Below are 21,150 nucleotides of genomic sequence, written 5' to 3' on the forward strand. Positions count from 1 at the left end.
GCTCAGACTTCCAGCTTCTGCAGCTTGCCGAACTCCAAGCCCTCGATAACGGCCGCCAGCGGCGCCTCCTTGCCTTCCAGACCATAGCGGTGCAGGTCCTTCAGGGGCCGGTCGGCGCGGAAGTAGGCGATAAGCACAAACTCCTCGTCGCGCAGCTGGATATAGTCCGGAATCTTGGCCTTGCCTTTTACTTTGATGATGTACATAGTGGAATGGCTTACTTGTCAAATGGTTAACTGGCTGGCCGCGCAGATACCTGAACAGCCAACCAGTTAACAATTAAGCCATTTAGCCATTCACCTTGGCGTGGTCGGCCAGGAAGGTGGCCAGGCCTTTGTCGGTGAGCGGGTGGTTGAGCAGGCCCGTGATGACGTTGAGCGGGCAGGTTACCACGTCGGCGCCCAGCTCGGCGCACTGCAGCAGGTGCGGCACGTGGCGCACGGAGGCGGCCAGCACCTGCGTGGGGTAGCCGTAGTTCGAGAAGATGTCCACGATCTGCTGCACCAGCTGCAGGCCATCGTGCCCGATGTCATCGAGGCGGCCCACAAACGGCGACACGTAGGTGGCACCGGCTTTGGCGGCCAGCAGGGCCTGCCCGGCCGAGAAAATCAGCGTACAATTGGTTTTGATGCCTTTCTCCGAGAAATACTTAATGGCTTTTACGCCGTCCCGGATCATGGGTACTTTCACCACGATGTTGGGGTGCAGGTCGGCCAGGGCCTCGCCTTCCCGGATGATGCCCTCGAAATCGGTGGCAATTACCTCGGCCGACACGTCGCCATCCACCAGCTCGCAGATCTGCTTGTAGTGGCTCAGCACCGCGTCGGTGCCGCGGATGCCCTCTTTGGCCATCAGCGAGGGGTTGGTGGTCACGCCGTCGAGGACGCCAAGTTCTACGGCCTCCTGAATTTCTTTCAGGTTGGCGGTGTCAATGAAAAATTTCATGCGGGTAGGTTGGGGACAACAATGGCTGCAAAGCTAATCACGGATTAAGCGGATTTCTCGGATTGCACGGATTTTGTACCCAACAGGCCGGCGGCCGGCCGCGGCCCATGGGCCGGAAACACAAAGAGCGGCTTCTGGGAGCCGCTCTTTGCTTACTGGCGAATTGGTCACGCAACCGTGAAATCCGGCTGGGCCGGCGCAATCCGTGAAAAAAAGCGAGCCAAAATCGCACCGCTCAACCGTCTACCCTTGCTACCTTCCGGTCCTGGGGGAGTTCAACAGGAGCTGGTCGTTCTGACTCGCCGGGTCAAAGGTACGCACAGATTTGGCTATTGCGCCAACTGTGGCAACTATTTTCCTGGAATTTCTGCATCCAAAGCCCTTTCAGGTTCGGTACCCACGCAGTAAGTGGTTCGTATCCAAAGCCCTGCTGCCTGTGCTGTCCGGCAAAAAAAATCCAGCCAGCGCAACGCACGGCCTGTTACTGCGGCGCAAGGCACCTGCCGCCCTTCGGGGGAATGGCAAAAGAAGACCGATGCCAGGCCTGATGGCGCTAGTTTTTGCGCCACGCCTTGTCGGCCGACTTCAGCTGTTTCTTAAGCTGCTTCTTGTAGCGGGCCACCGGGCGCAGCTCCACTACCAGCGGCTGGCCGGCCGGCGGCATCACCACGGTGGTGTCGTAGTAGCCGGCGAAGCTGACGTGCAGCTCGGGCGTGGGCTGCGGGCTGGGCAGCAGAAAGCGACCGGCCGAGTTGGTGATGACCGAGGAGTTGCGGTTGGCCACTATCATGACGGTGGCCCCGGCCAGCGGCTCGCCGCTGCGGCTGGCCACGGTGCCCACCAGCTGGTGCGGGGCCGTCTGCTGCGGCACGGCTTGCACTGGTGCCGCGCCCGGTGCCAGTCCGGCGCCTACTCCTCCACCCAACACCCCCAGAAGTAAAACTTTGAAAAACATGGCAGATACAAAAGATTAATCCTAAAAGCACAGCCCAAAAACGGCGTCTGTGCTCTACTACGGCATGGTATAGCCCACGGTTGGTGAAAAATACCTTCGTTGGCGCAAACCTACTACCCAAACCCGTTTCAGGCCGCCACAGATACAGGGAATGGCTGCCTGCGCACGGCCAACACGCACTGGCAGCCGGCCGACGGGCCTTGGTGCCTATGGCCTGCAAATGGATTTAATGTGCCGGAAGTTTCCTATTCCGCAAAATCCGTGAGTAGCTTTGCAGTATGCCTCAACAAATCCTGATTCTCGATTTTGGGTCGCAGTACACCCAGCTCATTGCCCGGCGCATCCGGGAGCTGAATGTCTACTGCGAAATTCATCCGTATACCCACGCCCCGGCCCTCACTGAGGATATCCGGGGCGTTGTGCTTTCGGGCTCCCCGTGTTCCGTGCGCGACGCCGACTCGCCTGACCCCGACCTGAGCGCCTACCTGGGCCAGGTGCCGGTGCTGGGCGTATGCTACGGCGCGCAGCTGCTGGCCCACCAGCAGGGCGGCGAAGTGCTGCCGGCCACCATCCGTGAGTACGGCCGCGCCCGCCTCAGCCACGTGCACCACGAATCGCCTTTGCTGCACGGTGTGCCCACCGAGTCGCAGGTGTGGATGTCGCACGGCGACACGATTAAGACGCTGCCGGACGGCTTTGATATTGTGGCCAGCACGCCGGAAGTGGCCGTGGCGGCTTTCAAAATCCAGGGGCAGGAAACCTACGGTATCCAGTTCCACCCCGAAGTCACGCACTCGACGGACGGCAAAACGCTGCTCCAGAACTTCGTGGTGAACATCTGCGGCCTCGACCAGAGCTGGACCCCGGAGCACTTCGTGGACAGCATGGTGGAAACTCTGCAGCGCACCATCGGGGAGGAAGACCAGGTGATTCTGGGCCTTTCGGGCGGGGTCGATTCGTCGGTGGCGGCTTTGCTGCTGCACAAGGCCATCGGCACGCGCCTGCACGGCATCTTCGTGAACAACGGGCTGCTGCGCAAAGACGAGTACGAGCAGGTGCTCCACTCCTACCAGGGCCTGGGGCTGAACGTGCGCGGCGTGGATGCCTCGCAGGAATTCTACGACTCGCTGGCGGGCCTGACGGACCCGGAGCAGAAGCGCAAGGCCATCGGCCGCACCTTTATTGAGGTGTTCGACCGCGAAGCCCAGAAGGTGGAGGGCGCCCGCTGGCTGGCCCAGGGCACCATCTACCCCGACGTGATTGAGTCGGTATCGGTGAAAGGCCCGGCCGTGACCATCAAGAGCCACCACAACGTGGGCGGCTTACCCGAGAAGATGAACCTGCGGATTGTGGAGCCGTTGCGCGCTTTGTTCAAGGACGAGGTGCGCGAAGTAGGCCACACCCTGGAGCTGCCCGAGCACATCCTGCACCGCCACCCCTTCCCCGGCCCCGGCCTGGGCATCCGCATCCTCGGCGACATTACGCCCGAGAAAGTGGACCTATTGCAGCGCGCCGACGCCATCTTCATCAACGGACTGAAAGAGCACGGCCTCTACGAGAAAGTGTGGCAGGCCGGCGTGATGCTGCTGCCGGTACAAAGCGTGGGCGTGATGGGCGACGAGCGCACCTACGAGCGGGTGGTAGCCCTGCGCGCCGTAACCAGCGTGGACGGCATGACGGCCGACTGGGCTCACCTGCCCTACGAGTTCCTGGCCGAGGTCAGCAACAAAATCATCAACCAGGTGCGCGGCATCAACCGCGTGGTGTACGACATCAGCTCGAAGCCGCCCGCAACGATTGAGTGGGAATAGCGAGTAACTGAGTAGTTGAGTAACTGTGTAAAAAGGCCGCTGGCATTGTGCCAGCGGCCTTTTTGTGCGTAACAATAACAGCAGTCAGGGGGCAGCTATTGTCAGAAGGGCGCTACCTTCGAAGCTGTAGCTTAGCTTATTTCCTGTATCGTAGGACAGCCTTTGCAGGTACAGATCCAGCGTGTGGCGCCTGTTGGAAACGTGCAAGGTGAGGGCCTGATCGGGCACTTCCAAGGACCTATCTGGCTGACGGCCTATTCCGGCCGCCATTGAATCGGCCAGGCGGCCGGGATAGGTCGTCAGCTGCAACTGCCAGCTACCGTCGGCGCGTTCCTGTTCCAGCAGTATCCGGGCCCCGGAGTCGGGAAAATACAGGCGAAAGTTCCCCTCCCGTAACGACAGCGGGATACTGCCGCCTGTTTCCACCACATCTGAATTGATATTGGCTACCCAATATTTCCCATTTCCAAGACTCCTCACGTCGGGGGGCTTGGCATAGAAGGTCTGTCTAGTCGACTCGATTTCTTCTCGATAGTCGTAACTGTCGGGGCCTTCCAGACCACTCACGCTGAACAGCCGCTTTTTCAGCCAGTTATTTTTCTGCCACCCATCCTTGTTCAGCAGCGAATCTGCGGGGATAAGTGTAGTTGCGAACAACGGCTGCAACCGCTCTACGGAATTCCGCTTAGCGAAAAAGTCGAAGATGGAAGCCACCTGTTTCTGCGTGGCTGCCGGCAACTCGGGCACCCTCTTCCCGGCCCCATCCAGCTTGCCATTCTTCAAGAGCCCATACCGCGTGCTGATTTCGCGCAGCTGGTTGAGCTGGCTGCGCTCGGCCACGGCAAAGGCGCCCCAGGGCCCGCCGGCGGCCAGAAACGCCACCACGGCCAGGGAGGCCGGAATCCGGATGATGCCCTGCCCCTGCCGCCACAGGAAGTAGGCCGCTACCACCGCCAGCCACGCGGCCAGCAGCAGCACGAAGTAGCGCTCCTCGGTGATGCCGTACTGGCTCACGCGGGTGCCGATGGCCACGAACAGCAGCCCCAGCAGCGGAAACAGCGCCCGGTAAAACCAGCGCGCGAACGTGCGGAGCCAGGTGTTTTCGGGGGCGTTGCGGATGGGATGAATCAGGAGCAGGGCGAAGATGCCGGCCACCGAAAACGCCAGAATCAGGATGGATACCCAGCCTTCGGGCAGCTCCCAGCGCACCACGATGCGGGCCAGGTAGGCGTAGAGAATCAGCAGGTAGAGCACCACCAGCGGCAGCAGCACAAACTGCGTGAACAGCTTCAGGCCCTTCGGATACGGGGCTTCCTGCTCCAGCGCACCCCAGTCGTGGGGCACGCCGGCCAGAAAAAACCAGGTATTGAAGCCCGTGGCCAGCACCGTGAACAGGTGCTCGTAGACGTGGCGGTCCAGCTTCAGCTCGAACAGGTTTTCGATGGCCGTCAAAGCCAGCGCGCAGCCCACGTAGAGCACGCCGGAGTAGAGGCCACCCGTGAGCAGCCGCAGAAACAGGTTTTCGTTGTAGCGCCAGAAGCCGGGCGTATCGGTGCGGTGCCGCAGCTGCGGCAAGTAGGGCACCACCGCCACCAGCAGGTGCAGGCCCAGCAGCAACAGCAGCAGCCGCAGTCCCCACACGATGGTCAGCTCGGTGGGGCACAGCACGTACCAGAGCACCAGCAGCCCCACCGCCCCGGCGGCGGCCAGGGCTTTCCGCCACACCGGCCAGCGGTACCGCTCCCCGGCCAGCGCCACGTTCAGCGTGAGCGTCAAACCCAGCCCGGCCGCCGACAGCAGCGGAAACAGCCAATCGGCGTGGTTTTTCTCGGTGTAGCTGAGCCGCTGGTAGTAGATGCCGGCCGCGCCCAGCAGCAGGCTGCACAGCAGCGTCAGGGGGAAGCGCCGCACGGCGCGGGCCGCTTCGGCCGCCAGCAGCTGCAGGGAAGGAAGTTTCATGGATACCGATAGAATAGGGGCCGCAAGTAACGGACTTCCCAGACTTGCCGCGGATTTATGTGGCCGCACGGCCGGCTTGCGTATCACAATGGCAGATTCTACGTATTAGGCCCCAACTCTCTGCCCCAGTTCCTTGCCCGCGTTGCCCGTATGAAACGACCGTCCTTTCGCCAATTTCTGGCCGTTGCCGTGCTGGGGTTGGTGGTGGCGGTGCTGGGCGGCGTTTGGCTGGTAGGGACTGAGTGGGGCCAGCGCCGCCTGGAGCAACTCATCCGGGAACGGCTTACGCGCAACTCCGATCTGGTGCTGGCGCCGTTTACGGTAAGCATCTCGGCGCTACGCGACTTCCCGCACCTGTCGGCTTCGCTGGAAGGCGTACAGTTCACGGATACCTCTTACCGCCGCACGGTGCCGGTGCTACACGTGGGCCGGCTGGATGCCCGCCTGGATTTGTCGCGTATCTGGCGCGGCGAGTTTCGGGTTAGCCGCCTGACGCTGCGTGACGGCCAGTTCTGGCAGCTCACCGACCGGCAGGGCCGCGACTGGGGCCTACGTGGCAAGGGCCCGCGCAACGCTACCCCCAAAGCCCCGCCCGATTTCAACCTGGATTCGCTGCTGCTCTACAACGTGCGCGTCACGGACCGCAACGAGTTGCACCAAAGCGGCTTTTCGGTGTTTGTGCGGCGGGGCCAACTGTCGGCGCGGGTGCTGGAGGGCGCCGCGCACGTGCGGGGGCGGCTGGAGGCGCAGCTGCTGTACCTGCGCAGCGGGCGGGGCAATCTGTTCTCCGACGAGCCGGTGGTGGCGCAGGTGCGCTACCGCTACAACTTCCGGCAACGGGAGGGCCGTTTTCTGGGTACCCGCGTCACGCTCAACAACGATACGGTGCTGGTGCGCGGCACTCACCGGGGCGCGGCCCCCAACGAAACCCGCGGCACCCGCCTCGACCTACGCTTTGAGGGCCGGCAGCCCCTGTTGGAAGTGCTGCGGGTGGCGCTGCCCACCGGCCTGGAGCGTTTTCTTGATGACGCCCGCAGCCCCAGCCACGCCTTCATCCGCTACAGCATCCGGGGCGTGAGCGGGCCTACCTCGCGGCCTCGCACCATTCTGCGTTTCGCCATGCGCAACGCTCAGGTGCAGTGGGCCGACTCGGCGCGGCGCATCCGGCGCTGGGACGCCCGCGGCACCTTCGACAATGGCCCTGCTCACTCGCCACGCACCACCAGCCTCACATTTGAGCAGTGCCGCATCTATTCCCAGGCTGGTGAGTTAGACGCCGTGCTATCCGTCACGGACTTCACCAAGCCCCGCTTCAACGGCCGTGTACGCGGCCGCACCGACCTGCAGACGCTGGCCGCCGTGGTGGTGCCCGACTTCTGGCAGGCTCGCCAGGGCGAAGCGGCCATCAACCTGGAGCTCAACGGCGTACTGCCCACCATTCCGGACCGGGCCGGGCGGCGGGCGGCGCGGGCCGATACGCTGCTGCCGCCCATTGCCGCCCGCGGCACTGTGCGCCTCGAAAACGCCTCCTTCGCCATCCCGCGCCGCCACGCCGACATGACGGGCCTCAATGTGAACATCCGGCTGCACGACAGTCTCTGGACGTTGGAAAACCTCAGCGGCCGTCTTAATGGTATGCACCTGCGCGCCAACGCCACTACCACCTACCTGCTGGCCTACTTCAGCGGCCAGCACCCCACTACCACGGTGGCAGGCACTTTTGCCGTGGATGAACTGCGCCTGAGCGAAATGCGGCGGCTATTGGCGGCGCCGCGTGGTGCCCAGCGCCGCACCCGCCCGGCTGCTCCTGCCGCTACCAGCCGCACGCCCAACCAGAAGCTGGCGGCCCAAGCGCTGAACATGCTGCCGCCTGGCTTGCGCCTTAACATTCAGTTGCGGTGCGGCCGGCTGGTATTGGCTGCCGATACGCTGACGAACCTGGCCGCTACTGTGCGCCACAACGGCCACTACGTGCAGCTACGCGACCTGCGGGTGCAGGCGTGGGGCGGCCAGGTGCGCGGTACCGTCAGCTGGCCCACTGATACCCTCAACCTGCAGCCTGTGGCCGCACAGCTGGCTGTCCATTTCCCCACCCTCAACTATCAGCAGCTGCTGGCCCGCGTAATGCGCCCTACACGCCGGGCCACCACCGCGCCTAAAGACCCAACCCTGCGCGAAGTGCTGCTGGCTGCCAACGGCCAGGCCACTGTAGCCGTGGACCAACTGGTGCTGCCCGGTTCCGCGGCGCTGCAGCAGCTGCGCCTGCGCATCGACAAAAACGGGCGCCGCTTCCTGATTCCGGCTTTCACGTTTCGGTCTTCCACGGGCGGGAAAGGCCGTATCAGCGCCACAGCGCTGCTGGATGGCACCCAGCTGGCCCGCGCCCGCGCTGACCTCGACCTGCATTACGCCACCCTCGATATTCAGCACCTGCTGCAGCTGCTGGCAGCTTTAAGCACAATGCCCACTCCGCCAGAAGAGGCCCATTCGCGCCTGCGGGCGCCAGCCGGTACGCGCCCTTCTCCTTTCCTGGATGGCACCGTGACGGGCCGCGTGAACGTGACGGCCGACCAAGTGAAATACGGCGCGTTGCGTGGTGGCCGCTTTGTTCTCAGCAGCACGCTGGAAGCCGGCCAGGTACGGCTGCAGCAGTGCTCGTTGCAGGCTTTCGGAGGGGACATTACATTGCGGGGCGCTCTGCAGACCGATGCCGCCGCGGGCCATCATCCGCTGCGGGCCCAGCTACGGCTGCACCAGATTCAGCTCAGCCAGCTCTTCGGACTGGCTGGCGCGGTGGGGTTTGATGTGTTGGGCGCTGATAATATCCGGGGCTTAATGAATGGCGAAACCGACCTGCGCACCGACCTGGATAACACCTTCCTGCCCAACATCGCGCAGACCTATGCCTTCCTGAAAACCGATTTGCAGAGCCTGGAACTGCTGAACGTGGAGGCCTTGATGCAGGCGCTGCGGTTTATGCGGGAGGAGCGCACCAGCCACCTGTATTTCGAGCCCGTAAGCCCGCGCTTTGTGCTAGCGGGCGGCCGGCTCCTAATTCCGGACCTGCACCTGAACAGCAACCTCACCGACCTCAACATCAGCGGCGAGTACTACCTCAACGGCCAGGCCAACCTGTATGTAGGCCTAAGCCCCCTGCAAACCCTGTTCGGCAACAACGAAAAACGGATTGCCCGGATTCGGAGCGGCGAGGCTACCCGACAGCCCAGCCGCGGCTTGGTGTATGTGGGGCTGAGCCGGCCGGCCGGCGCCCGCCGCTACCAAGTCAAGCCGTTTCGCAAGCAACAGCAACGCCAGAATCAGCAACGAGTGCAGCAGCAGTACCAAACGCTGCTCCGCACCCAGCAGCTGGATACCACTTTGCGGCTGCTTCGCTAATTGGTCAGGCAGGCAGGCAAACCACAAACTCGGTGTACTTGCTAGGCTGGGTGGCCACCGTGAGCGTACCGTTGTGGGCTTTGGTTACGATGTCGTGGGCCAGCGACAAACCCAGGCCGGTGCCCTCGCCCAGCGGCTTGGTGGTGAAAAACGGCTGGAAAATCTGCTGCTGCACATGCGGCTCCATGCCGGTGCCGTTGTCGCGCACCCGGATGCAGACCTGCCCGGCCTCGCGGCTGGTGCTCACGTGCAGGGTCGGCTCGTAGTCGGCAGGCTGCTGCCGCGCCCGCTCGGCCAGCGCGTGGAAGGCATTGGTGAACAGGTTCAGAAACACCCGCTCAATCTCCGTGGGCACCAGCAGCACCTCCCCCACTGCCGCGTCCAGTTGAGTGTGCAGCGTGGCCCGGAAGCCGGGGTGTTGCACCTGCAGGCCCTCGTAGGCCAGCGTCAGGGCGTTGGCGACCATGTCATTGAGGGCAGTGGCCTCCTGCTGGCTGGTGCCGGTGCGGGCGTGCGTCAGCATGTCGGTGATGATGGACGAGGCCCGCTGCCCGTGCTGGCTGATTTCCTGCAGATTCTGCTTGAGTCCGCTCAGAATCTCCTGCTGCAGGCCCGGCGACGCGGCCGCCCCCGGGGCCCGGGTGCTGTCGTGGTCGAGCAACTCCACGCTCACTTCGGCGAACTTCTTCATGAAGCTGAGCGGGTTCTGCAGCTCGTGCGCAATACCTGCCGACAGTTCCCCTACGAAAGCCCACTTTTCGGCGGCCACCAGCTGCTTCTGCGTGGCCAACAGTTCCTGCTGCTGCTGCTCCAGGCGGCGGTAAGCCCGCTTTTTCAGCTGGTTGCTGCGCCACAGCACCACGCTCAGCCCGCCCACCAGCACCAGCCCGCCCAGCGTCACGCCCAGCAGCCACTGCTGCTGCCGGTTCTGCTGCCGGATGAGCTGCGCGTTGCGGGTCAGCTGGCTGATGCGGGTCTGCTGGCGGGCCAGCTGGGCGGCGTACTGCTGGGCCGCCAGCCGCCGGATCAGGTCGCGGCTGCTGAGGCTGTCCTGGTACACGCTGTAGAGGCGCTGGTAGCGGTAGGCGTCGGCAAAGCGGCCCTGCTGCACGCTGGCCTGGGTCAGGACCTGGCTGGCGTCGCGGATGCTTTCCTTCACGCCGCTTTTCAGGCTGGCCTGCAAACTGGCCTGGCCGTAGTAGAGCGCGCTGTCCGGGCGGCGGGTGTGCAGGTGGGTGCGGGCCAGCACCAGCTGGGCCCAGGGCAGGTAGCCCACCACATCCAGCTTCTGGATGTTGCGCAACACGCGGTAGCTGAAGGCGAAGGCCTCGGGAAAGCGCCCCTGGTGCTCGGCCATGTCGGCCACGTTCAGCTCATTTACCAGAAACCCGGGCTCGTCGCCGATCTGGCGCGTGAGGGCGGCATCCTGCTCGTAGTAGCGGCGCGCAACGGCCCACTGCTGCTGCGTGCGGTACAGGTCGCCGAGGCCGCGCAGGCCCTGCGATATACCGGGCTCGTTGTGGTGCTTGCGCGCAATCTGCAGGCATTTTTCCAGGTGAGCCCGCGCCTGCGCATACTCGCCCACTTCCGTCGTGATGATGCCCATCTGCGCGTTCATCAGCACCAGCCAAAGCGGGTCGCGCAGGGCTTCGGCCAGCGTAAGGCCGTTCTGAGAATAGGTCAGCGCCTGCAGGTAGTTGCCCTGGCCGGAGTAGATGTAGGCCAGGTTGTAGGTGCATCCCAGCTGATTGCGCCGGTCGCGGAGGCGGGCAAAGGTCTGGCGGGCCTGCTCGGTGTAGGCCTGGGCCGGGCCATATTCGTTGCGCTTGCGGTAGTAGAAGCCCAGCCCCAGCTGCGCCTTGGCCTCGCCGGAGCGGTACCCCAGCAGCCGGGCCAACTCCAGGGCTTCCTCAAAGCGCACCCGCGAGTCGCGCGGGGCAGTGAAGCGCAGCACGAAGGCCAGCTCGTTGAGCCGGTTCACACGGGCCGTGTCCAGCTGCGGGTGGGTGCGCAACCGGGTCAGCGCCTGCAGCAGCGCCGGCGGCTCAGCTCCCAATGCCAGACTGGAGGGCAGCAGCAGAAACAGAAAGAGCCAGAACTTCAAAGCAAACAGGTGGGCTGGATATAGGGGCACGGAACCCTACAAAGCTACTATATTCTTCCTGGAAGTAGTAGGCTTGCCGCTTACTCTGGCCCAGCTGCTAGCCTGGTTGCCAGCCACCAATAATTCAAAAACCCTTCGGCAAATCGATACCGCGAATGGTGCGGAATAAACTCAGCGCATTTTGGTCGGTGAGGCCCCCGATATGGTCGGTGAGCAGCACAATCTGCTCGTAGGCCGAGGCTCCTTCCTGCGGGCCCGACGCCCGGAACTGGTCGGGCAGCAGCTGAAGTAATTTGCGCGAACGGGGGCCGGCCTGGGGGTCGAAGGTGGCGTAGAGGAAGGCGTCGAGCAGGCCCGCCAGCACCTCGAAGCCGGCGGCCTCAATTTCCAGCACCGGGCGGCTTTGGTAGAGATGCTCCACGGTGAGGCGGTGGATTTCCTGCAGCTGCTCCCAGCAGTCGAGCTGCTGCACCAGTGGCTCGTCGGCGCGGCCGCGCAGCAGGTCGGGGGCGCGGTCGGCGAACAGGCGGGCGGTTTGCTGCACCAACTGGTTGATGAGGCGGGCCCGCAGGTAACCCAGTTCCTCGCGCCAGTCGCGCCACTCCACCGAGCCGCGGCGGCCGGGCGCGTCGCCGAGCATGGCGCGCAGCAGCGCCAAGCCGGTTTCGCACGGAATCAGCCCAAGCTTCAAGCCATCCTCGAAGTCGATGATGCGGTAGCACAGGTCGTCGGCAGCTTCCACCAGAAAGGCCAACGGGTGGCGGTGGTAGAAGCCGCCCTGGTCGGAGGCAGCGGCCTTAGGCAGCATGCCCAACTCCCGGGCTACGTCCTGAAAGCGGGAGGCTTCGGTCTGGAAGTAGCCGTATTTCTTTTCGCTGCTGCCGTGCGTGCGGCTGGCTTCCTCCACTACCGAGGGCCGAGGATACTTCGTGAAAGCGCCCAGCGTGGCATACGTAAGGCCCAGGCCGGCCGAGCCGCTGCTGTGCGCCGCGTAGGTGTGGGTCAGCACCCGGAAGCCGGCGGCGTTGCCTTCAAACTGCTGCAGATCGGCGCGCTGGGCGGGGTTGAGCATGCGCACGAACGGCTCGGCGGCAGCACTGCGGAAGTAGGCCGAAATGGCGTCTTCGCCGGAGTGGCCGAAGGGCGGGTTGCCGATGTCGTGGGCCAGGCAGGCGGCCGCCACAATGTCGCCAAAGTCGGAATCGAGGTGGGGCAGGCTCTCGGCCAGGCCGTCGGTTTCCTCGAGCAGCAGCCGGCCCCCAAGGCGGCCCAGCGAGCGGCCCACGCAGGCCGTTTCCAGCGAGTGCGTGAGGCGGGTGTGCACGAAGTCGGTTTCGGGCAGCGGCATCACCTGGGTTTTGCGCTGCAACCGCCGAAACGCCGAGCTGAACACCACCCGGTCGTAGTCGGCCACGAAGGCGCCGCGCACGGGCGGCGCGTCGGTCACGACGTGGAGCTGGGGCTGCTCGGGGTAGCGGCGGCGGCTAAGCAGCTGCTCCCAGGTCATGGTGGCGGTATCGGCGGGGTCGGGCGTGAGGTGCAGCATGGAACGGCAAGGTAGCGGAGCGGGGCCAGAAATGCGCGCGACGGGGCTTTAGCCCAACTGCTGTGCCCGGTTAGCCGCGCCCTGCGGCCAGCTTATACCATTCAGGTACTTATCGGAGCCTTACGCCCGTTCCCGGGTTTCGTCGGCCGGGCCCAGCAGGCGCACGGTGGCGTAGCCGAGCAGCAGAAACACGCCGTAGAGCAGCGTCACGCCCCAGGTACCGGAATAAGCCAGCGGGTGCAGAATCCGGTGCACGATGTCGTAGAAGAGGGTGAGCGGGTTGGTGACGATGTCCCAGGAATTGAAGCGCAGGTAGCGGCCCAGGTACACCCCGAAGCTACTCAGCAGCAGCGCCACGGTGGCAAACGCCCAGCCGGCGCCCCAGCCCAGCCGGCGCGCTACCAACCCCTGCATGTCGGTGAGTGAGGCGTAGGCCAGCATCAGGCCGTTCCAGGCGGCGCTCAGCAACAGGGCCAGGTCGAACCAGTAGGGCACGCCGACGCGGGGCTCCAGGTGAAACAGGTCGGTGAGGATGTAGGGGGCGTTGGGGAAAAACAGCAGCCACACCGCCCCCACCGGCAGCAGCACCCGCGCCTTCAGCCGCCCCGCCGACAGCCCCAGCATAGTGCTCAGCCCAAACGGAATCAACGCCAGAAACAGGTTCCAGAGCAGGAAAACGAAGGTTATCTGATGCGTCAGGAAAACGCGGAACGTGATGAGCACCACGCTCAGCGTGAGCGACGCGCCCAGCACCAGCAGCAGGCTTAGGCGCTGCCGCAGCTGCGGCAAAGCAATAGTTATGGGCATCGACATAGCTACAAGTACGGAATTTCCGGGCTTGGAAACGACCAATCGAGCCGGGTATTGCCCGGCTTACTTGTCAAACCACAACGAATAAATAAACCACGCCACCACGAAAATAATCATGATGTACCAGCCCCATTTGGCCGATTCGCGTGAGGTGTCGTTGTGCAGGCGCGGGCGGCGCTTAAGTTCCGGAAGCAGACCCATGACGAGAAAGATTGGTATCGGGGCCTTAACACGTACGTACGCCGCTCTGTTCCGCCAAACGACCCGGACTGTGACACGGACGTCAGTCCATACCACAGTCCGGGTCGATGTTTATTGGAAAGCCAGTGGCACGGACGTCAGTCCGTAGCCCAACCCGGCCGGGCTTCGTTGGGCAGTACCGCCGCTGCTGCCGGGCTGCGGACTGAAGTCCGCGCCACAGCCGGTGCCGCTTAGGGCTCTACTGCGTCTACGCCATCTATCCCGCCGGCAACCCAGCGTAGCGTGGCCTGGGTTTGGGCGTACTTGGCCTGCAGCTCGGCCAGTTTCACGCGGGCACTCACTAGGCTGGCCTCGCGGGTGTTGATGAGGAACACCGAGCTTTCGCCGTTTTCGAAGCGGATCTGCTCGCCGTTGCGCAGGCGGCCGGCGTTCTGCACCACCTGCTCCTGCAGGCGCAGCTGCTCCCGCAGTGCTTCCCAGTCGTTGGCCGCGGCGCGCACGCCGGTCTGGATTTCGCGGCTGTCCTGCTGCAGGTCTAGCTCGGTTTCGCGCAGCTTGAGGCGGTTGAGCTGCAGCTTGGCGCGCTCCTGGCGCAGCAGTAGCGGATACGCAAAGCTCACGCCCAGCTTGTAGTTGTTCTGCAGATAGGTGCCACTCAGGCTGGCCGCCTTTTCGGGGTTGAACGGCTGGCCGGCCTGCAGCAGGTTGTAGTCGAGGGTGAGCTTGGGCAGCAGCTTGTTGTTGAGCAGGCGCCGTTCGATGCCCAGCTGGGCCAGCTTGGCGCGGCTTTTCTGCAGCTCCGGGTGAATCTGCTGGGCCAGCGCCGTGAGGGCCGCCAGGGAATCGGGCGGCAATGAGCGCCAGTCGGTGGGGCCGGGCAGGGACTGGGGGCGCACGCCAACGGGCAGCTCGCGGGGCTGCTGCTGCTCGTCCCAGAGGTAGTTGCTGAGCTGCAGGGTGGCGTTCTGCCATTGCACCTGCGCCTGACTGAGCGTAGCCAGCCGGTTTTGCAGCTCCGTCAGCGCCTCCACCGAGTCGATGGCGGCCAAGTCGCCGAGGCGCACCCGCTCGCGCACCGCCCGGAAGCGAATGTCGGCCAGTTCGGCGTTCTGGCGCAGCAGTTCGCGGCGACGAAAGTTCAGGGTCCAGTCCCAATAGTCTTTGGCGGCCTGCAACAGCAGTTTGTTGAGGGCCGAACGCCGTTCGGCCTCGGCCAAGCCTTGCAGGGCCTGGGCCTGGCGCACGGCCGCCCGCCGCTCGTCAATTAGCAGGCCTTGGGCCAGCGGCACCGAAAGGCCCACGTAGCTCAGGCCCACCGGAGCGGTGTAGTTTTCGGGGTTGATGTAAGTGCCCACACCTCGCTCGAAGCCAGCCTTTATATCCAGCCCATACCAGACCGGAATCCGCAGCTGCGAGTCCCAGTCGTGGAAATACTCTTTGCCCTTAAACGTCTTGCCGTAGTATTTGCTGGTGGCCGTGGGGTCGAAGAGGCCGCGGGCGTAGCGCACTTCCTGCAGGGCGCGCTCGGGCAGCAGGCCGGCCTGCCGGGCCACGGGATGGCGCAGGGCCACATAGGTCAGCAGGTCGTTCAGGCCGAATACGCGGCCAGTATCGGGCAGCTCTATGGGGCGGGCCACCAGCGCCGGCGCGCTAATCACCGGCGACCGAACAGGCCGGCCCTGGCCCGAAACTGCAGACGCGCTCAGCAAAGCCAGCAGCAGCGCCGGCAGGGCCGCCCAACGGACCCACCGCCCCTGCTGAGGCCAGGAAGCCAGATTCAGATTCACACCCTGGCTCATTTGGCTTCCTCTTCTTCGCTGGACGCTTCGGCTTTGCCACCTTTATCGGGTTTGCCATACGTCGCCTTGGCTGTAGCGGGCTTACCCACGAAATTGGGCGGGAAGCCGTTCACCTGGCGCCAGAGCTCGTACCAGATCGGCACGTCGTCGAGCAGGGCCCAGCCATATACGCCGGAGCCTACGCGCAGCGGCGGGGGCCATGCTTCCTGCTCTGGGTCGGGCGTCACGAGCACGCGGTACTGGCCCTGCGAGTCGATGTTGTCGATGACGGATACCACGCCGCCGAACGTGCCGAAGCTGGTGCCGGGCCAGCCGCTGAACACCAGCGCCGGCCAGCCATCAAACTGCAGCCGCACTTTGCGGCCCACGCTCAGCAGCGGAATGTCCATGGGCTTCACGTACAACTCGGCCGCCAGCGTCGGTGCAATGGGCATCACCGTCACAATCGGCTCGCCTTCCTTCACGATTTCGCCCAGGCCTTCTTTGAGGGCTCGCACCACGTAACCGTCCTGCGGGGCCGTAATCTGGTAGAAGCCGGAGCGGATGCTCAGGTTGGCCAGCTCGTTGCGCATCTTGGCAATCTGGCCTTCGGTATCAAACTGGTAGGCCGTCACGGAGCGCCGGTCGGACTCCGACTTGGCCAGCTTGTCTTGGTATTCGGCGTTCAGCGAAGCCAGCTCCAGCTGCGAGTTGGTGAGCTCCTGGCGGCTGGCGTCGAGCTTGTTTTGGGCCGACTGCAGCTTGGCAGTGCTTTCCTGAAATTTCAGGCGGCGTTGCTCCAGCTCGGTCAGGGATTTCAGCCCCTGCTTATACAGGGCTTCCTGGCGCTCCTGTTGGCGCTCGGCAATCGTGAAATCGTTCTGGGCGGCGCGCAGGTCGGCCTGGTCGGAATTCACCTTCAGGCGGCTTTGCTCTACTTTGTTGCGGGCCTTATCGAGGCTCACGCGCAGGGACTGGCGCAAGGCCACCTGCTGGTTGAGCAGGGCCTGATCTTTGGCGCGGTTCTCCCCCAGCGCCCCAATTTTGGCGTTGAGCTGCTCGCTGGTGCGCTGCACCAGTTGCGGGTCGAAGTACTTTTCCTTGACTTCGGCAATGTCTACCAGCGTATCGCCTTTGCGCACGCGCTGGCCCTCGCGCACACGCCAGCGCTCAATGCGGCCGGCAATGGTGCTAGGCACGGTCTGAGGGCGGTCCTGGGGGCGCAGCGTGGTGAGCGAGCCGGTGGAACGGATGTTCTGGGTCCAGGGCAGAAAGCCGGCCACCAACACCAGCAGCCCCAGGCCAGCCGACCAGCGGGCCAGCGTACGGCCGGCCTGGGGCGTCTGAACGTGCGTAAACGAGCGAAAGCGCCCGGTTAGCGGGTTGGTTTCAGCAAGCGGATTTTCGGCAAAAGCCATCTAGTGAGTTGCTTAATTGTTGATTTGTTGAATGGGCGCCCCGATGAGCAACTGCCGGCAACTTTCTATATCCGGACAATCAGGCCTTTAACAGAGCACCCGCTACACCAGTTTCCCTTAGGCCAGCAGTTCCTGCACATCTGGCTGCGCCGCTACGACTTCAAATGACCCATTGGCGATTAAGTGGCCTTCGCGCAACACGGCCAGGCGTGGGCATAGCGCGGTCAGGCGCAGGTCGTTGGAGGCCAGCACGATGGTCCAGTGAAGCTCCGGATTCAGCACGTGGCGCAGAATGCGCAGACGTTCCGCGGGCTCTACGCCAGGCAGGAAGCCGTCGAGCAGCAGCAGGCGCGGGCGGCGCACCAAGGCACGGGCCAGCAGCAGCTTTTGGCGGGTGCTGTCGGCCAGGGGCGTGCCGGCACCAAGCGGGGTGTTCAGGCCCAGCGGCCGGGCGTACACGTTGTCGCGCAGGCCTACCAGATCCAGCGCCCAGGCCACATCGTCGGACCCGATGCCGACCTGCCCCAACGTGATGTTGTCGAGGATGCTGCCATCGAAGAGGTGCTGGTGCGAGATGTTGTCGCCGACGTGCTGCCCCAGCGACTCCGGCGACAGGTCCTGCAGGGCCAAGCCATCGTAGGCAATAACGCCGGTGTATTCGGTCAGCAGGCCAGCCATAATGCGCAGGAGCGTGGTTTTGCCCGAGCCGTCGTAGCCGGCCAGCCCCAGGTGCTCGCCAGGCTCAATGGTGAGGGTGATGCCTTGCAGTGGCTCTTTCTGCCCATGCGGATACTGATATCCCAGGTGGCGCAGTTCGGCCCGCAGCCCATTGCGCACGGCCGGCAGCGGCAGGTTGGTGGCCGCCTGTGGGTTCACCACTGGCAGGTCCAGCACGTGCCCGATCTTGTCGAGCGAGGTCAGGGCGTCGTACACCACGTCCAGCTTCAGCAGGACTTTCTCCACGGCCGAAATAGTGAGGATGATGACGATTTCGGCGGCCACAAACTGCCCGATATTGATCTGCCGGTCAATCAGCAGCCAGCAACCGATGATGAGCAGGCCGGCCGTAATGAGGGTTTTGAAGGCCACGAAGCCCCAGTATTGGGTGAGCAGCACTTTGAAGTGAGTTTGCCGGGCGCTCAGATAGCCCTCCACCAGCTTATCGGTGCGCTCCAGGGCCAGCTCCTGACGGGGCGGGTGCCGGAAGGTCTGCACGGTGCGGGCCACGTCTTCCAGCCAGGCTACTACCTTGTACTTGTACTTCGATTCCTGCAGACTGCTGCTCAGGCCTTTGGGGCCAGTGGCGCGCAGCATCAGCACCAGCAGCAGCACCAGCAGTACGCCGAAGGCAATGAAGATGGGGTGGTAGAACGAAAGCAAAATCACGCCGAACAGAATCTGCAGGGCGGCGGCGGAAAACTCTATCAGAATGGTGGCCAGGCCTTTCTGCAGGGTAGGAGCATCAAGCAGACGGTTCATCAGCTCGGGCAGGTATTCGCCGTCGAGGCTTTCAGTGCGCACGCGCGGCAGGCGCACCGCGAAATCGAGGCTGATGCGGGCAAACAGGCGCTGCTGAATGAACTCGACCAGATACACCTGCATCACCTGCAGGCCGCCTACCAGCAGCGTGCCCAGCACAATGAAGCTGATGAGCACCACCAGCGAGGTGCTGACGTCGCCGCTGCTTACAAACCCGATAACGGATTGCACGCCCAGCGGCAAGGAAAGGTTGATGAACCCGGCCAGGGCCGCGTACACGTACAAATAGGTGATGTCGCGCTTCTCGGAAGCCAGCAGGCGCCAGAGACGCTGGCCGGGGCTGAGAGCAGAAGCAGAAGAATCTGCCATAGAAGGAGGTCAGGAGGTAAGTGTGAGAGTAGGAAGCAGAACAGGATGAACCGGCCCGATTGGCCTGTCCGGGGTTGCGCACTATAAGCCGGCAGTGCCGAGGCTGGTAGCAGACATACCCGGCACAAAATTACGGCGGGTACCAAGGCAAGGACTTAAACCTGCATTAAATGGAGCTTAACTTTACATTAAAGGAGCAGCGGCGGTGAGAACAGCCCCCCTTAAACTGCCTGAGCCGGACGCGTGTTTCAGCAGGTGCTGGTGGAGGGCGGTTTTTGTGCCGGTTCTGGCTTTGCCGGTGCGTAGTAGCCGCAACATATCTTCCCCGGCGTTCCTGCGTACCTTTGCCGCGTGGGTTTCGGCCCGCCTGTTATTCCTCTCTCCCGCCTCTCACTTCTGGCTTCTCTGCCATGCGGTATCATTTTGCTTTTCGGTTGGCTTGCCTGAGTACCGGTCTGGCCCTGGCTACTCCGGCCCTGGCCCAGCAGCCCGCTCGCCCGACTACTACCCCGTCAGCTGCCCGGCCGGCTACCACGCCCGCCAAGGCCCCAGCCAAGCCAGCGGTGGCCAAGCCTGCTACTACTGCCGGTAAGCCGGCAGCTCCGGGTGCCAAGCCAGCCACTACTACCACTATGCCCGCCAAAACCGCCACGCCGGCTAAAGCCACGGCTGCGGCGGCCAAACCCGTTACGCCGGCCCCGGCCCGGCCGCAGGGCCCGCCCCTGCCTGCCAACCTGGGCTCCTCGGATTTCAATACGCGCTACAAAAACGGCAAAAACCCTCATCGGCCAGGCCCGCTATGACTTGGCCTTGCAGGAGCTGGAGCCCCTCACGGCTCCCGGCAACAAGTTCAGCCGGGCTCCGGAAGCAGCCTACCTCTACGCCGTGGCGGCCACCAAAGCCGCCAAGTGGCCCGAGGCCGAGCAGATGCTGAATCTGCTGCGCAGCGAGTATCCGCAGTGGCCCAATCTGCCGGAAGCCTTCTTTCTGCAGGGGCAGGTGTCGTTTGAACAGGGCGACTTCGACAACGCCCTGCGCGTGCTGGCCCAGCTGCCGCCCGACCGCCTCGCCACGGAGCGCGAGAACATGAAGGCCGTGTACCTGCCGCGCATCAAAGACAAGGCCACCTTCCAAGGCCTGCTCCAGACCTACCCGCAGGAAGCGGCGCTGGGCCGCGCCTACGCCGGCAAGCTGGCCAACGGTGGCTGGTACACCGACGCCGACAAGCCCCAGCTCGACCAGCTGATTACGCAGTTTGCCCTCGACCGTACCCGCTACACGCCCCGCCCCCGGGCCCAGCGCAAAAGCACCTACAACATCGGGGTGCTGCTGCCCTTCGAGTTCAACGACCCGAGCTGGGAAACGCGCCGCAAAAACCAGTTCGTGACGGACCTGTACGCCGGCCTGCGCCTGGCCCAGGACTCGCTGCAGCGCGAGGGCCGGCCGGTGCAGCTGTTTGCCTACGATACCGGCGCCGATACGCTGCAGCTCAAGCAGGTGCTGGCGTTGCCCGAGCTGGCCGGCATGGACATGCTCATCGGGCCGGTGTATAAGTCGGGCGCCCGGATTCTGGCCCGCTACGCCCAGCAGCGCCAGATTCTGTGCGTCAACCCCCTGTCGCAGGATGCCGATTTGGTGCTGGACAACCCCTGGCACTATCTCTACGAGCCCAGCACGGCCACCCAGGCCCGGCAGGCGGCGCAGTTTGCCTTCAGCCGCCTCGGGGGCCCGCGCACGGCCGTGGTGCTCCACGAAGACACCAAAGACGAAACCGCCTTTGGCCTGGCCTACAAGCAGGCCTACGAGGCCCTCGGCGGCCGCGTGCTGCAGCTGCGCCGCATCAATTCCGACGCAGATGAGTCGCTCAGCACCGGCTTTGCCGGGCTCGACCTGAAGTCCGTAGGGCACCTGGTGGTGGCCTCCGACGCCAAAAAGGCGGGGCCTTACACGTTTGGGGTCATGAAAGCCCAGGAAGCCCGCGTGCCGCTCATCACCTACGCCTCCTGGCTCGATAACAGCCGCGTGGGCCTCTATCAGCTCGACGCCCGCGACGTGTACTTTGTGCATTCCAAGTTTCTGGACCGCACCAACCCCGGCGTGCGCCGATTCCGGCAGCTTTACCTGCAGCGCCAGAAGCTGCCGCCCTCCGTGTTTGCCTTCACCGGCTTCGAGCTGCTCTACTACTTCGGCTCGCAGCTGCATCAGTACGGCCCGGCCTTCCAGCAGAACCTGGCCGCCAGCGGCCCGGTTTCCGGCGCGGTGTTCCAGGGCATCGGCTACCCCGGCGGCACCCACGACAACCAGTACGTGCCCATCACCAAGCTGGAGCGGCTGGAAGTGGAAGTGCTGAACCCCGTGGGCATCCGGTAGGTTGTTACC

The 21,150-nt window shown here is 64.1% G+C and carries 15 protein-coding genes and 1 other RNA gene; 4 read left to right on the forward strand and 12 right to left on the reverse strand.

Annotated elements, in window-relative coordinates; genetic code table 11:
- Positions 1–2 precede the first annotated feature (2 nt).
- The 4 genes from N008_RS00300 to N008_RS00310 form a co-directional block, all read right to left on the reverse strand.
- Positions 3–206 carry a hypothetical protein gene (locus N008_RS00300; RefSeq protein WP_044012821.1) on the reverse strand — a complete coding sequence of 68 codons (204 nt, stop codon included), beginning with the start codon at positions 204–206 and terminating at the stop codon, positions 3–5.
- A gap of 82 nt (positions 207–288) precedes the next feature.
- On the reverse strand, positions 289–945 hold the full coding sequence (gene fsa / locus N008_RS00305; RefSeq protein ID WP_044012824.1) for a fructose-6-phosphate aldolase: 657 nt from the start codon (positions 943–945) through the stop codon (positions 289–291).
- Positions 946–1,154: 209 nt separating this feature from the next.
- An RNA gene (gene ffs, locus N008_RS22135) (signal recognition particle sRNA small type) lies at positions 1,155–1,251 on the reverse strand.
- 247 nt (positions 1,252–1,498) lie between these two features.
- Entirely contained in the window at positions 1,499–1,900 is a 402-nt protein-coding gene (locus tag N008_RS00310; protein WP_044012827.1) for a carboxypeptidase-like regulatory domain-containing protein, read from the reverse strand.
- Between the two features lie 278 nt (positions 1,901–2,178).
- Here N008_RS00310 and guaA point away from each other — a divergent pair, with 278 nt between their 5' ends.
- The gene (guaA, locus tag N008_RS00315) at positions 2,179–3,711 is read left to right on the forward strand and encodes a glutamine-hydrolyzing GMP synthase (protein ID WP_044012830.1); all 1,533 of its coding nucleotides are present in this window, start codon (positions 2,179–2,181) and stop codon (positions 3,709–3,711) included.
- A gap of 84 nt (positions 3,712–3,795) precedes the next feature.
- Here guaA and N008_RS21120 read toward each other — a convergent pair whose 3' ends face one another.
- Complete coding sequence (locus tag N008_RS21120; RefSeq protein WP_052381023.1) at positions 3,796–5,670, reverse strand: DUF4153 domain-containing protein; 1,875 nt, start codon at positions 5,668–5,670, stop codon at positions 3,796–3,798.
- A 150-nt stretch (positions 5,671–5,820) separates the two neighbouring features.
- On the opposite strand from N008_RS21120, the gene N008_RS00325 reads away from it, so the two are divergent.
- Positions 5,821–9,066 (forward strand): AsmA-like C-terminal region-containing protein, encoded by a 3,246-nt coding sequence (locus tag N008_RS00325; protein ID WP_197062915.1) that lies wholly within the window; start codon positions 5,821–5,823, stop codon positions 9,064–9,066.
- Positions 9,067–9,070: 4 nt separating this feature from the next.
- Here the strand turns inward: N008_RS00325 and N008_RS21125 are convergent, their stop codons facing one another.
- From N008_RS21125 to N008_RS00355, 7 genes are all read right to left on the reverse strand, one after another.
- A complete protein-coding gene (locus N008_RS21125) occupies positions 9,071–11,170 on the reverse strand; it encodes a tetratricopeptide repeat protein (protein WP_052381024.1) in 2,100 nt (699 codons plus the stop codon).
- Between the two features lie 124 nt (positions 11,171–11,294).
- Positions 11,295–12,716, reverse strand: a complete 1,422-nt coding sequence (gene dgt / locus N008_RS00335; RefSeq protein ID WP_052381025.1) for a dGTP triphosphohydrolase — start codon at positions 12,714–12,716, stop codon at positions 11,295–11,297.
- Between the two features lie 120 nt (positions 12,717–12,836).
- The gene (locus tag N008_RS00340) at positions 12,837–13,523 is read right to left on the reverse strand and encodes a DUF1361 domain-containing protein (protein WP_052381026.1); all 687 of its coding nucleotides are present in this window, start codon (positions 13,521–13,523) and stop codon (positions 12,837–12,839) included.
- A 66-nt stretch (positions 13,524–13,589) separates the two neighbouring features.
- Entirely contained in the window at positions 13,590–13,727 is a 138-nt protein-coding gene (locus tag N008_RS22865) for a hypothetical protein (protein ID WP_156108939.1), read from the reverse strand.
- 230 nt (positions 13,728–13,957) lie between these two features.
- Entirely contained in the window at positions 13,958–15,514 is a 1,557-nt protein-coding gene (locus tag N008_RS00345) for a TolC family protein (protein ID WP_197062916.1), read from the reverse strand.
- Between the two features lie 8 nt (positions 15,515–15,522).
- The gene (locus N008_RS00350) at positions 15,523–16,923 is read right to left on the reverse strand and encodes an HlyD family secretion protein (protein WP_081910523.1); all 1,401 of its coding nucleotides are present in this window, start codon (positions 16,921–16,923) and stop codon (positions 15,523–15,525) included.
- A gap of 117 nt (positions 16,924–17,040) precedes the next feature.
- On the reverse strand, positions 17,041–18,771 hold the full coding sequence (locus N008_RS00355; protein ID WP_044012836.1) for a peptidase domain-containing ABC transporter: 1,731 nt from the start codon (positions 18,769–18,771) through the stop codon (positions 17,041–17,043).
- A gap of 434 nt (positions 18,772–19,205) precedes the next feature.
- On the opposite strand from N008_RS00355, the gene N008_RS21130 reads away from it, so the two are divergent.
- Both N008_RS21130 and N008_RS00360 read left to right on the forward strand, forming a co-directional pair.
- On the forward strand, positions 19,206–19,574 hold the full coding sequence (locus N008_RS21130; RefSeq protein WP_052381028.1) for a hypothetical protein: 369 nt from the start codon (positions 19,206–19,208) through the stop codon (positions 19,572–19,574).
- A gap of 1 nt (position 19,575) precedes the next feature.
- Positions 19,576–21,141 carry an ABC transporter substrate-binding protein gene (locus tag N008_RS00360; protein WP_052381029.1) on the forward strand — a complete coding sequence of 522 codons (1,566 nt, stop codon included), beginning with the start codon at positions 19,576–19,578 and terminating at the stop codon, positions 21,139–21,141.
- The last annotated feature ends 9 nt before the right edge of the window (positions 21,142–21,150 follow it).

Origin of the sequence: Hymenobacter sp. APR13 (assembly GCF_000737515.1) — a bacterium.
Lineage (GTDB): Bacteria > Bacteroidota > Bacteroidia > Cytophagales > Hymenobacteraceae > Hymenobacter.